Here is a 12456-nt window from a genome sequence, read left to right on the forward strand (position 1 = left end):
AGGGGACGGAGCGGGTGTTCATTTCTTAAAAATTGAACACTCGCTCCGTCCCCTTTTTTCCCGGTGTTTCCTTTCTTCATTATATAAATCTCTGCAACTCAGCTACTAACCTGTGGACTGTTGTACTTGGGTTCTTTCTAGCGTATGATTCGCATTTCACATTTTCACAAAGTTTCTCTGCATATGAGAAGGCCATTTTCTGGTTTCCGTGTTCATTTAAAAGTTCATATATATTCTTTTGATTTTTTTTATAATCACCTAGGTAACTTTTCAATTTTTCTACGTATTGATATCTTGTGAGAGCTGACTGACTGTATTCAAAGTGCAGCACATACCACAGTTCAAATGATTCATTAGAATATGCTAGAAAGATATCATTCTGTTCTGCCATTTGACATGCTTCATTAAATTGTTCATTTGTAAAGCTGTCTTTATCAAATACACACCAGACTTGCGAATAATCTGGATTCGCTTGTTCCTTTAGTTGTATAGCAGCTTTGACAAGACTTATGGTATTTGCGCCCTCTCCTTTGATTTCAATATCAACTGAATGTTTCTTTTTTTGATTAATCATTTCTTTAAATGATTTGAAGTAGTTAGGTTCCGTTTTCTCACCTTCACAAACAATTAAAAATCGATCAGGTGCAATAATTCTTTTCTTTCTTCTCCGCTCAAGTTTTCTTTTCTTAAATAAGTCATCAGAACCCATCTGGAACCTCCCGAACAGAATGGTTCACGTAAGGAATGGCTCCATATTTCCCCTGAATGTAATCCTTCTCAAACGGAGCATCTGACCGAATTTTTTGTCCATCTTCTGTTTCGAGATCCTCAAGTGAGTAAAGGTCAGTTCCACCATCCTCGGATTTTTCGGTAAACCAGATCTGATCTTTCCTGAAGAAGCGGTTTGATAAGAACCCAGTATCATGAGTGGTAAAAATGAGTTGTGCATTCTCAGGATTATTTTCTTCAGAATTAAAGAGCTGCACAATATATCTTGTTAACAAAGGGTGGAGTTTAGCATCCAATTCATCTAGAATCAGCACGCCTCCGATATGCAAAGTACTAATAACCATCGCACTTAATGAAAATAACTTTTTAGTTCCTTCGGACTCAACTTCAGAAAAATTAAATTTTTTATTTTTAATGGTACCATCCTTTTGACGGACACGATGTTCACTGTATACAACATAATCATTCATCATCGATTCACGAACCTCGTCCGGGAAAAACTCAGGAATTTCCTTGTCTTCTATCTTCCTGGCTGATAAACCATCAATCCCTACATCTGCATTATTCATGAAGTCAATGATTACCGAACTAATATCAGGTCTATCATGCAAGATCTCTGCAGAAAGTTGAAACAAACTAGATTCCCTGTCGTTCGTAAGAATATTCAGTTTATTAAACCAATCAAGGATTCGTCTCGACAGTTCACCGTTTAGTTCAGAAACTACTGTAAGAAACAGGACAGATTCAGCTGTCTTCTCGTCTAAACCTCTTCCTTCTTTAAACTCACGCCCCAATCTATATTGATTGTCCTTACGTTCATATTGCATCGTTTCGCGAGAACTATTTTTAGTGTATAGCCACTCATCTGTAATTATTGTTCCTTTAACACTAAAACCGAACCTGTAAATAATATCTTCAATTGCAAATACAAACTCAAAGGTCGTCGGTAATTCAAGACAGTTTTGATCAAGGTGAAATGGAGGCGCCATCGGTTTTCTTTTCATATTTACAAAAGATCGTGAATGTTTAATCATCATTGAAGCGTGTTTCAATGCTTGAATAAAATTAGATTTACCACTTCCATTTGCTCCATATACAACAGTTGATTTTAATATTGGACTATTTTTATAAAGAAAATAATTCTCGGGGTGTTTTTGTGAGCTTGATCCAATCATGCTAAAGGTGATTTTATTTTTAATTGATCGGAAATTCTCGACAGTAAATTCAAGAAGCATACTGCTCCCCCCTTCTAGTTTTGTTTTCATTATTAGTATAATGCAATGAATGTTAAAAATATACGATTAAGCTGCATGAAATTTAAATTCGGAGCGTTTTTTTGATCCGAAAAAACAAGAGAGTGAAGTAGCTGTTTCTTTTCAAGTTAGTTCTTTGTCCTATGAACGGAATCAGGACAGTGGTAAAACAAATGAAACATGATCAAATGTTGATCACATATTTGAATTCACTGAGTTTCACGCCCGATATATCAAACTCTGCGAAACGCCAAGTAGTCTTGCTGCCTGTCGGATTGAAAGGTGTGGGATTTGTTTAATTTGATGAAGGATCGGGTCGCGCTGTTCTTTTGGGAGGCTTTTGATGTGAGGGAGGATTTCTGTTCCAACTTTTGCGGCGATGAGCTTTCTTGCCTGCTGGTCAGAGAGTCTGTTTGTATCCGTAAAGGCTGACATACACCAGTCTTGTTTTTTCGTTTCTTCGTTGAAGGTTTTAAAATGAGGAATGCTGTGATTGAAGAAGTTCATGATCAGAGAGGTTTCAATGAGGCTGGAAAAAGGACCGTTTTCGTGATAGTAAGCACTGCAGCTGCTCCACTTCCACTCGTTGGGCTTGTTAGTGATCCCGGCGATAACCGGATTTTGGTGAATGTATCGGACGACTGTGAGCAAGTAATGTTCTGTTTCCACTTCCTCACTTTTGAATCTGTCCTGAAAAAGGTGTCCATTCGTTTTATATTTGCCGTGATAGTATTTCACATAGCTGACACCGATTCTTTTCATGAAGAGGGACAGTTTTTCCATCGGACATTTTATTAAAAAGTGGACATGGTTCCCCATCTGACACCAGGCATGAATGACCAAAGGAAAGTCTCGTCTTTTCCGTTCGATGATGTTGATAAACTCAATCCGGTCATCTTCATCATGAAAGATCTCCTGCCGATTTGCTCCCCGGATAATGACATGGTAAAAGTCAGTTTTACTTAAAGTTCTCTTTTGCCTCGGCATTTACTCACTCCTTTACGACAGCAGGCATTGAATGCTGGATTTTCCGAAGCGTCAGGGCTTCTTCGAGAGATTGATCTGTAATATGAATATCTCCTTTTAAATCAGCTATGGTTCTGGCCAGTCTGATGCATTTTATCTGCACACGGTTACTGAATGCGTATTGACTTGATATTTTTTGAATCCAGTGCATTTGAGCTGAGGTGAGTGGAGAATGTTTGATGAGCATTTCATATGGAACTTGACCATTACAAATGATCTCCTGATAGCGTTCATACTGCCTTTCTCTCGCCTGAGTTACACGGCTGCGAATAACTTCGGAGGTGTCAGCTGTTTCGAATTGCTTCTGTTCCAAATTGACAGGCTGGATTGATAAGAGGATATCAATTCGATCCAGAATGGGGCCGGATACTTTATTTTTGTATGTTTTAATCTGATGGACTGTACATGTACAATAATGTTCTTTTGATCCGTGAAATCCGCAAGGACAGGGATTCATCGCCGCAATAAAAATAGCATCGGCCGGATATGTAACAGTAGAATGGGCTCGGCTAATTGTCACTTTATGACTTTCAAGTGGTTGCCTCATCATATCCAGGGTCCGCTTTGAGAACTCACCCAATTCATCCATGAACAGAACTCCTTTATGCGCAAGTGAGACTTCACCGGGCTTGGGATTGCTGCCTCCTCCTATGATGGACACTGCTGATGCTGAGTGGTGAGGATGTCTGAATGGGGGCTGAGTGAGTGATCGATAAGGTGCTCCTGCAAGTTGGTACAAACTTATTTTTTCAAGCTGCTGTTCCTGATTTAATGGTGGGAGAATGCTGACAAAAGTTTCAGCAAGGAGGCTTTTACCACATCCAGGTGGTCCATCCAACATGAGGTAATGCTCCCCGGCAGCTGCGATTTCCATCGCTCTTTTAGCCATCTCATGACCAAAAATCTGGCTGAAGTCCTTGTCATGGAACCATTCGTCTGATAACTGATTTCTGACTAGGGGAAAAGATAATGTTTGTTTTCCATTAAAAATGTCGATGATTTGCTGTAAGTCATGAATGTAATTTAGCTCAAGTTCGGGAAGATCAATATGAGGTACGTTAGGATCAAGAGGGAGGAATAACTTGTTAAATCCAAGCTTTTTCGCTGCCAAAACCGCGGCCACCATCCCTTCAACAGGAACGACTTTTCCATCGAGTGATAATGCGCCGATGAAGGCTGTATCTGAAGAAATCTCTTTTGTGATCAGGTTCGCACCCTTCATCATCGCAATGGCGATCGGCAAGTCGAATAGCGGCCCGTTCTTTTTCTGCTCTGCCGGCGACAGATTCACAACGACTTTCTTTTCAGTCATCAGCAGACTTACTGATCGTAAAGCCGCGATCACCCGCTCCCTCGATTCACGAACTGACGCATCAGGAAGTCCTACAATCGTCACGCTTTCCATCCCTTTATTCACTTGAACCTCAACCGTCACCCGGTAACCTTCAAGGCCTTTTAAACCGATACTTGAAACGAAATAAGTCATAACAGACCTCCTGTGCGGATATTTTCATGCGTGGAATTGATTTTTATGGAATTCTGAGGAGTACATCTAATTTACCATACAACATTTGAAGCCACAATGAAACAGGGGGACAGATAACAAGGCTCTGTCTGGGACCTGAGGGATGGAGAGGCTATTCCTTTTTACTGATCTGTCCCCCTAATCAAATGGATAGATCATGACAAATAGCACAGCCGCTCCGTCCCACCTTCCAGGAGCTAACCTCTATTCTTCTTCAGCCTTTCGATCGGCGAATGAAACAGGATCTACGTCCCGGCGTTTCTTCCCTTCTCACACTCAATTGAATATAATAATAGTAAATCGATTAAAATACCGGTAACAGGAGTGATACTGATGCGAACCATATCTTTACAAGAGATCAATGAAAAAATCGTTAAAAATCGCAAAATGGCGGATGCAGTGATCAGATCTTCTTCTCATGGTCGCAGAAAGAAATCCCGGACGAGAACGCCTGGCGAAGTAAAAGCTCTGAATGAAATTTCCATTGCACGCTGGCAGAAGGCGGTTGAAAATAAGAAAATCATAAGAACAAGTATGAGGTCGATGTATTATGACTACCGTGAGTGATTTAAAACAAGCGCTTGTTAACCTGGCTGATAAACCGAAATTTGAAAGACAGCTTGAATTTGCTTCCCTACTGACTGATTACTTTCTTCAAAAAGGGATCAAACCCATCGTAGTAGGTGGACTGGCAGTAGAGATTTATACGCGTAATGATTACCATACCCATGATATTGACTTTGTCAGCGAAGGCTGGCATTTGTTTAACGACTTGCTGATAAATGAATTAGGATTTGAACGCAGCGAAAGAGAGTGGTATCACATAGATGCTGAAATTGCGGTTAAAGTTCCTTCTAATCATCTGGAAGGCAACCCGGACAAGGTCTATGAAATTACCATTCCCAATCAAAAAAAGCTATACGTGATAAGCATTGAAGATATCATTATTCACCGTCTTGAAGGCATTGCGTTTACATTGGTTTATCCAAAAGACGATGAAGACTATGAGTGGGCCTACCGAATGTTTCTCATTCATAAAGAGGATTTAGACCTTGATTATCTTACTTCCAAAGCAAAAGAAGTGAAGGTTTTTTCGTTGATTGAAGACTGGCTTTGAAGTAACTGGACCGAGCGGCCGTTCCTTTATTTCTGCATTGTCCCCGGATCAATAAATAAGAGTAACAGAGCCCTCCAAATAACGCACCTCTTGTCCATACAACAAAACTCCTGCCATCTCAACTAAGAGACAGCAGGAGTTTTCTTTTCAGGAGCACATCCAGTTCATTCAACAGCCTTTCGATCATCGAATGAAACAGAATCTACGTCCCGGTGTTTCAAAGAGATAACAGGAGTCTCATTTCAGGAGCAAACCCAGTTCATTCAACAACCTTTCGATTGCCGAATGAAACAGAATCTACGTCCCGGTGTTTCCCAGCAGGAGTTTCCTTTTTCAGATTCAAATCCAGTCCACCCAACAACCTTTCGACCACCGAATGAAACACCATCTACGTCCCGCATTTACCCGGTGTTTCATCTTAAATGAGAATGGAAAAACTTGAAGTAGGTCGAGACGGTTGTGTGAAATTTGATATAATGGAACTAAATAACTGTGCTGTGATTATCGACAATGGTAAAGCCAAAATGGTTCCTCTTCCTGAATACGGAGAAGCGCGGATCATCACTCACCAGGGTAAGATCAAGCGCGTAAAGTTTGAGGAAGGGGAAGAGTTTTGAATACTAGAAAAGAAAGATTACAAAATAAAAAAAATGTATTTAAGATTTTTTTGAAACAACTTCTATTTCATCCAATAGTTTTCCCGTTTGTAGTAATCATATTTAATATAGTAGTTATTTGGTTAATAGGTACTACAATTGAGTTCTTAGGAATATCATATAAAATTATAGAGGTTGTTACATTTTTTCTTTTTTATGCAGGTGCAGCTTACAGTGTTCGATTAGTAATAAATAACGTTTTGAATCGACCTCCAAAAAAACTATACAAAAAATATAAAGATGTTAACGACTGGTATCATAAAGGGGCAGAGTTAAATAGTTCTGAATATTTCATCGGAATTTTGAATAAATCAGATTTTAATAATGATCCAATAGAAGATATGAGATCTATTTTGAAACAATTCCAGTCAGAATCATTAGAAACTTTAAAAATTTTGAGAGTTCAATTTCAATCTGCTGTTACAACATCCAAACATGTAGCGATATTATCAGGTTCTTTAATAACTCTTGCAGTTTCAACTTTTATAGTTTATATAAGAACTTTCGATAATTTTGAAAATTCAATAAGTGATTTTTTTCAAACGACAATGTTATTAATTGTTTTATTCGTAGTTATTTTTGAGGCAATTCGGGGCTTTGTAATTGTTGGATTCAGATCAAATAATAAAGCTCAATTGTTTATCGATTTAGTTGATATTGTTATTGAGGAAAAAGATGAACAAAAGAAACAAGAGTCCGACCGGACACCTCCCCCCTAAATAACCCCTGCCATCTCAACTAAGAGACAGCAGGAGCCTTATTTCAGGAGCAAACCCAGTTCACTCAACAACTTTTCGATCACCGAATGAAACAGAATCTACGTCCCGGATTTATCTAGCACTTGACACACCAAAAAACTCCTACCGTCTCATCTAAGAGACAGCAGGAGTTTCTTTTTCAGGAGCACATCCAGTTCTTTCAATAACCTTACGACCATCAAATGAAACAAGATCTACGTCCCGGTGTTTCAACAGTTCACCCAACAACCTTTCGATCATCGAATGAAACAGAATCTACGTCCCGGTGTTTCCAGTGTTTCCTTTTTAAAAAGTCGATACAATCAGATTTATTAATATATACATTAATATATTTTAAATATATTGACACGAAAACGAAAGTGCTTTATTATCAAATTAACAAATATATTTGTAATATATCAACGGAAAAGAGGATAATATTATGTTTGAAAAAACAAATGTTCAAAATGCTTGGATTTTACGTCCAAAGCCGCACGGGACTGATCAAATGAGATATTTTCTGAAAAACAATCGAATATGTATTGGTTACCCTCTTGGATATTCATTAAATGACTTTAACTTTACAGAGTTAAAACGCGCTCTAATTGAGGAAGATGACAAACGTAAGAATAATGGTGAATTGAACTCAAACTGGATTGGAGGGTTGAGCAACTTAAACATTTTGGTCCGGGAAATGGGTATTGGTGATTTGGTGGTGGTCCCCCATGGAAACGAAATTTATTTCTGTGTGGTTAAAAGCGAGTACACCTACCTCCCTGAATTCGATGAAGACAAAAAAGGTTCAGGATTTCCGCATCAGCGCGAAGTTGAATGGCTTTTAGAGGGAAAATCCATTTCTAGAAATGAATTACCTGAAGCACTTAGACACTCACTACAGTTTCCAGGAACAGCTGCAAGTATTTCAAAGCATATTAATGTCCTTCTTGACTTGCTCTCAGATACCCGTATTGGCGATGTTCCTGAGAAAAATAAATTGAATATCTTAAAAGACGATAGTTTAAAATTCGTTACTAATGTATTACACAACGAAAAATATCCGACTGAACAAAGGCTACGTGCAGCTGAGATTATTTTGAATATGAAATAGTACTTTGATAAAAAGCTACTGTCTCAGTATTCAGGGGACCGAGCGGTCGTTCCTTTTCTTAAGCTCTGTCCCCTAAAGAGGAAAAAAACACTGGGACAGGGCCTCGGTAATAGCACAACCGCTCCGTCCCCATGTATCGGATTAATATAACAATTTAAAAGAAAAGGATGTTGCTCAATGAATTGCAATTCTAGCCCGCTCGGCGTCCCTGGCGAATTACTAAATGGATTTTCTGAGCTGAAACTATCTGACTTTGACAGACCAGGTGTGTATGGTCTCATTCTAAATGAAACAGAATATCTGTATATTGGAAAATCTAATACTTCTATGTTTAAAAGAATTTGGGATCATATAGGGAACTTGTTAACGAAACCCGAATTATTTGGGCTATTACCTTCTGAATTAAAATGTAGGAATATGAGGATCAGTATTGTCGAGGTTAAGGATTTTGGTGACGACAAAATTAGTTTAAATGATAAAGAACTAAATGCTATTAATAAAAATAAACCAATCTTACAAATACAACCTAACAGTGATCGGTGCATCCGCGGCAATGACAAAAGAAGGGCTGCTGTAAAAGAAAGGATGCATATTGTTTGAGTATTACGGTTTATAAATTAAGGCCGGAAAAGAATCAATCAAATTCGGCTCTTTTTCGTATTCGGAATTTTATGCGTCATATTAAACATCAGAGAACATATTTTAATTGGCAATTAAGTAATGTAGGTTTTGGCAATTAGCAGTACTCATTCATCTGTATTTATATACCTATTCGAGGGGCTTGACACGGAGCTTCTATGGTCATGCTTTTAGGCATTAGGGCAAGGTTTAAACTTGACAGGCGAGTTAGCATACCATGACCACCTCTCCGTGTAAAGCCATGAAGTATTCAATATGTCCTGCATACTCTTATTTGCCGTTTCCTACAATATTAAATTGACATAATTAGCCATACCAACCAAGAGACAGCAGGACCCTTCTTTTTCAAGACAAACCACACCTCACTCAACAACCTTTCGATTGCCGAATGAAACACAATCTACGTCCCAGTGTTTCCACATAGCATCGATCAATTAATAAAAACTAATTCCTGCCGATATATTTAAAGAGTGCAAATTTACCATAAGAGGTGAGGAAATGGGAATAAAAATGGAAGATGCTTTTTATTCAATAAAAAATGACGATATTAGCATTGACTATGCAACAGAAAATTCAATTAAAGAGCATTTGTATTGTGTTACACCAAATTGCAGAATTCCAATTTCCTATCGAAGGGCTTCTATACGTAAAGTTAATGATAAGGATTCTATAGTAAAGGCACATTTTATGAGAAAAGGTACAAAGGAACACGATGAAAATTGTAAATTTAATACGTTAGGTTTTGTGAAAGTAACAGCCCGGGATTCAGATGGTATATTAACAAGTATTGGGGATGGTATGTATAATTTTAGGCTTAATCTTATTACTTCTGCATTGAGGAGCCCCAAATCTATAAATCTGAATGGAGCTGCTAGACCGGACCTTGTACAACCCACAAAACAAGCAACTAAGAAATATGAGAACAAAGGCAAAATAGATCCATATTTATCTACAATGCATAAAATACTGAAATTACGTACTGAAATAGAAGATAATAAGGAATTAAGCAATATTATAAAACTTAAGTATAATGGTCAAGAAATTCCTTGGAAGAATTTTTATTTTGAAAGGGACGACTATAGAAGATGTTTTACTTATTTAGAAAAAAATAAAATTGAGCATCCAATTTGTCTTGAAGGTAAAATCAAAGAAATTAAAGAGCCTAATGAAAAGTTCGACTATTATTCCGTTAAACTTACATCTATTTGGATAGAAGATACAGATCGTGATGGAGTAAAGAGAATACCATCCGTATCAGTTAATGTGTATAACAAGAAGGTGGGCGAGTATATTCAATCCGAATACGTAAAAGGAAAGAGGGATTTAGCTTTTTACTCTTCTTTACAAACAAGAGCAGGAGTTTTTGATCAAGATACAACGTACCTAAACATTATTGGTTATATTAATCATAAACAACAGATTCAATTTCTTTAAAATCAACTTTGTTTAATTCGTTCCCTAAAAAAAGAGACTGTGTAACATTTACATTTGGCGGATTTTGCGTCACCATATCAAAAACTCCTGCCATCTCAACTAAGAGATAACAGGAGTTTCTATTTCAGAAGTAAATTCAGTTCAGTCAACAACCTTTCTATTATCAAATGAAACAGAATCTACGTCCCGGTGTTTCAAGACAAAGTGACAGGAGCTTTTCGATTTAAGAACCAATCCTGATCACCCGGTAGTCCTTCGACAGTCGAGTGAAACAGGATCTACGTCCCGGCGTTTCATGGAATGAAACAGGATCTACGCCCCGTCGTTTCCTTCCCTTCTCTTCCCCAATTGAATATAATGAGAGTAAAACGATTAAAATACCGGTAACAGGAGTGATACTAATGCGAACCATATCGTTACAAGAGATAGATGAAAAAATCGTGAAAAACCGCAAAATGGCGGATGCAGTGATCAGATCTTCTTCTAATGGTCGCAGAAAAAAATCCCGGACGAGAACGCCTGGCGAAGTAAAAGCTTTGAATGAAATTTCCATTGCACGCTGGCAGAAGGCGGTTGAAAATAAGAAAATCATAAGAACAGGTTCGAGGTCGATGTATTATGACTACCGTGAGTGATTTAAAACAAGCGCTTGTAAACCTGGCGGAAAAACCGAAATTTGAAAGGCAGCTTGAATTTGCCTCCCTATTGACTGATTACTTTCTGCAAAAAGGAATTAAGCCCATCGTAGTAGGTGGACTTGCTGTAGAGATTTATACGAGGAATGATTACCATACTCATGATATAGACTTTGTCAGCGAAGGTTGGCATTTGTTTAACGACTTGCTGATGAATCAATTAGGATTTGAACGCAGCGAAAGAGAGTGGTATCACGTAGATGCTGAAATTGCGGTTGAAGTCCCTTCCAACCATTTGGAAGGCAACCCGGACAAGGTCTATGAAATTACCCTTCCGAACCAAAAGAAGCTATATGTGATCAGTATTGAAGATATCATCATTCACCGTCTTGAAGGTATTGCGTTTACATTGGTTTATCCTCAAAATGATGAAGACTATGAGTGGGCCTACCGCATGTTTCTCATTCATAAAGATGACTTAGACCTTGATTATCTTACTTCCAAAGCAAAAGAAGTAAAGGTTTTTTCGTTAATTGAAGACTGGTTTTGAAGTAACTGGACCGAGCGGCCGTTCCTTTATTTCTGCATTGTCTCCGGATCAATATATAAGAGTAACAGAGCCCTCCAAATAACGCACCTCTTGTCTATACAACAAAAACTCCTGCCATCTCAACTAAGAGACAGCAGGAGTTTCTTTTTCAGGAGCAAATTTAGGTCATTAAACAGCCTTTCGACCACCGAATGAAACAGAATCTACGTCCCGGTGTTTCTACAAAAACACGTTGCCAGTTATGAATAACGCCCATCCTCTTCGTTACATCAGGCGGAAGATACGTCATAAAACAAAAGAAGCTCCAGATCACTCAATTAAGAGCAATCTGGAGCTTTCTTTTCAGGACAACCTCTTTCAACCACAACCTTTCGATTACCGAATGAAACAGAATCTACGTCCCGGTGTTTCACAACCGAAGGTTTACGAGCACTTAGTGGCCAGTGGAGTAGAATTTTTAGCGGTTGATTATCAACCCCCTACTGCTGAATAAATGAATATATTAAGAAACCTTAACTCTGTTATACTGATTATAAAATGTTTGGCATGGAGGAATAAAATTGGAGATAAGGTTATTAGATTCTAATGAAATTTCAAACTTAATTGATTTTGTTCATCAAGTAGAAGAAATAGATGAAAATTGTAATGATTTTCTTGAGGTAAGTCCGCATTTTTTTAAGGTAATGAAAGATAAAAAAGTAATTTGTTATGGAATATTTGAAGAAGATAAATTAATAGCATATTATCTTGTGCATTTTGAAGGAGTCCATCCATATAGTTTGCCAAAGGGAATTAACAAAGAATGTATAAACAAAACAGCAGAAATTTTCTCGTTTTTAGTGCACTCTTCATTTCGAGGGAGATCACTTCAAAAAATATTGACTGAAAAGGCAGAATTAGAAGCGATAAATAGAGGTTTTTTATACATGCTTGTAAAGGTAAAAAGTAATAATGAATACTCCAAAAATAACTTCGAAAAAATGGGATATATCACAGATACTCAAAAGAACGGATTGAGAACTTATTATAAATCATTAAGATAACGAT

The 12456-nt window shown here is 37.8% G+C and carries 14 protein-coding genes; 10 read left to right on the forward strand and 4 right to left on the reverse strand.

Annotation, left to right across the window (positions count from 1 at the left end; genetic code table 11):
- Nucleotides 1-79: 79 nt before the first annotated feature.
- The 4 genes from H7968_RS00950 to H7968_RS00965 form a co-directional block, all read right to left on the reverse strand.
- Complete coding sequence (locus tag H7968_RS00950) at nucleotides 80-709, reverse strand: RloB family protein (RefSeq protein ID WP_227394387.1); 630 nt, start codon at nucleotides 707-709, stop codon at nucleotides 80-82.
- The gene (locus H7968_RS00955; protein WP_227394388.1) at nucleotides 699-1964 is read right to left on the reverse strand and encodes an AAA family ATPase; all 1266 of its coding nucleotides are present in this window, start codon (nucleotides 1962-1964) and stop codon (nucleotides 699-701) included. The genes H7968_RS00950 and H7968_RS00955 overlap by 11 nt, the downstream gene beginning before the upstream one ends.
- A 237-nt stretch (nucleotides 1965-2201) precedes the next feature.
- Nucleotides 2202-2969 carry a transposase gene (locus H7968_RS00960; RefSeq protein WP_227394389.1) on the reverse strand — a complete coding sequence of 256 codons (768 nt, stop codon included), beginning with the start codon at nucleotides 2967-2969 and terminating at the stop codon, nucleotides 2202-2204.
- A gap of 4 nt (nucleotides 2970-2973) precedes the next feature.
- The gene (locus H7968_RS00965) at nucleotides 2974-4494 is read right to left on the reverse strand and encodes a YifB family Mg chelatase-like AAA ATPase (protein WP_227394390.1); all 1521 of its coding nucleotides are present in this window, start codon (nucleotides 4492-4494) and stop codon (nucleotides 2974-2976) included.
- A gap of 372 nt (nucleotides 4495-4866) precedes the next feature.
- On the opposite strand from H7968_RS00965, the gene H7968_RS00970 reads away from it, so the two are divergent.
- The 10 genes from H7968_RS00970 (at nucleotide 4867) to H7968_RS01015 (ending at nucleotide 12452) form a co-directional block, all read left to right on the forward strand.
- Entirely contained in the window at nucleotides 4867-5100 is a 234-nt protein-coding gene (locus H7968_RS00970; protein ID WP_227394391.1) for a hypothetical protein, read from the forward strand.
- Nucleotides 5084-5650 carry a hypothetical protein gene (locus H7968_RS00975; RefSeq protein WP_227394392.1) on the forward strand — a complete coding sequence of 189 codons (567 nt, stop codon included), beginning with the start codon at nucleotides 5084-5086 and terminating at the stop codon, nucleotides 5648-5650. The genes H7968_RS00970 and H7968_RS00975 overlap by 17 nt, the downstream gene beginning before the upstream one ends.
- Nucleotides 5651-6072: 422 nt before the next feature.
- Nucleotides 6073-6267: an XtrA/YqaO family protein gene (locus H7968_RS00980; RefSeq protein WP_227394393.1), complete on the forward strand. Its 195-nt coding sequence runs from the start codon at nucleotides 6073-6075 to the stop codon at nucleotides 6265-6267.
- A complete protein-coding gene (locus tag H7968_RS00985) occupies nucleotides 6264-7025 on the forward strand; it encodes a hypothetical protein (protein ID WP_227394394.1) in 762 nt (253 codons plus the stop codon). The genes H7968_RS00980 and H7968_RS00985 overlap by 4 nt, the downstream gene beginning before the upstream one ends.
- Nucleotides 7026-7485: 460 nt before the next feature.
- Complete coding sequence (locus tag H7968_RS00990; protein WP_227394395.1) at nucleotides 7486-8151, forward strand: hypothetical protein; 666 nt, start codon at nucleotides 7486-7488, stop codon at nucleotides 8149-8151.
- Between the two features lie 177 nt (nucleotides 8152-8328).
- Nucleotides 8329-8751, forward strand: a complete 423-nt coding sequence (locus H7968_RS00995) for a GIY-YIG nuclease family protein (protein ID WP_227394396.1) — start codon at nucleotides 8329-8331, stop codon at nucleotides 8749-8751.
- Between the two features lie 537 nt (nucleotides 8752-9288).
- Nucleotides 9289-10224, forward strand: coding sequence for a hypothetical protein (locus H7968_RS01000; protein WP_227394397.1), 936 nt, complete (start codon nucleotides 9289-9291; stop codon nucleotides 10222-10224).
- Between the two features lie 401 nt (nucleotides 10225-10625).
- Nucleotides 10626-10859: a hypothetical protein gene (locus H7968_RS01005; protein ID WP_227394398.1), complete on the forward strand. Its 234-nt coding sequence runs from the start codon at nucleotides 10626-10628 to the stop codon at nucleotides 10857-10859.
- Nucleotides 10843-11409 carry a hypothetical protein gene (locus tag H7968_RS01010; RefSeq protein WP_227394399.1) on the forward strand — a complete coding sequence of 189 codons (567 nt, stop codon included), beginning with the start codon at nucleotides 10843-10845 and terminating at the stop codon, nucleotides 11407-11409. Before H7968_RS01005 ends, H7968_RS01010 begins: the two co-directional genes overlap by 17 nt.
- Nucleotides 11410-11969: 560 nt before the next feature.
- Nucleotides 11970-12452 (forward strand): GNAT family N-acetyltransferase, encoded by a 483-nt coding sequence (locus H7968_RS01015; RefSeq protein WP_227394400.1) that lies wholly within the window; start codon nucleotides 11970-11972, stop codon nucleotides 12450-12452.
- Nucleotides 12453-12456 lie beyond the last annotated feature (4 nt).

The organism is Jeotgalibacillus aurantiacus (assembly GCF_020595125.1).
Lineage (GTDB): Bacteria > Bacillota > Bacilli > Bacillales > Jeotgalibacillaceae > Jeotgalibacillus > Jeotgalibacillus aurantiacus.

Excerpts from the sequence above, each read along its gene's own strand:
- H7968_RS00950 (WP_227394387.1), bottom strand. The coding sequence starts at position 709 with ATGGGTTCTGATGACTTATTTAAGAAAAGAAAACTTGAGCGGAGAAGA.
- H7968_RS00955 (WP_227394388.1), bottom strand. The coding sequence starts at position 1,964 with ATGCTTCTTGAATTTACTGTCGAGAATTTCCGATCAATTAAAAATAAA.
- H7968_RS00960 (WP_227394389.1), bottom strand. The coding sequence starts at position 2,969 with ATGCCGAGGCAAAAGAGAACTTTAAGTAAAACTGACTTTTACCATGTC.
- H7968_RS00965 (WP_227394390.1), bottom strand. The coding sequence starts at position 4,494 with ATGACTTATTTCGTTTCAAGTATCGGTTTAAAAGGCCTTGAAGGTTAC.
- H7968_RS00970 (WP_227394391.1), top strand. The coding sequence starts at position 4,867 with ATGCGAACCATATCTTTACAAGAGATCAATGAAAAAATCGTTAAAAAT.
- H7968_RS00975 (WP_227394392.1), top strand. The coding sequence starts at position 5,084 with ATGACTACCGTGAGTGATTTAAAACAAGCGCTTGTTAACCTGGCTGAT.
- H7968_RS00980 (WP_227394393.1), top strand. The coding sequence starts at position 6,073 with ATGAGAATGGAAAAACTTGAAGTAGGTCGAGACGGTTGTGTGAAATTT.
- H7968_RS00990 (WP_227394395.1), top strand. The coding sequence starts at position 7,486 with ATGTTTGAAAAAACAAATGTTCAAAATGCTTGGATTTTACGTCCAAAG.
- H7968_RS00995 (WP_227394396.1), top strand. The coding sequence starts at position 8,329 with ATGAATTGCAATTCTAGCCCGCTCGGCGTCCCTGGCGAATTACTAAAT.
- H7968_RS01000 (WP_227394397.1), top strand. The coding sequence starts at position 9,289 with ATGGGAATAAAAATGGAAGATGCTTTTTATTCAATAAAAAATGACGAT.
- H7968_RS01005 (WP_227394398.1), top strand. The coding sequence starts at position 10,626 with ATGCGAACCATATCGTTACAAGAGATAGATGAAAAAATCGTGAAAAAC.
- H7968_RS01010 (WP_227394399.1), top strand. The coding sequence starts at position 10,843 with ATGACTACCGTGAGTGATTTAAAACAAGCGCTTGTAAACCTGGCGGAA.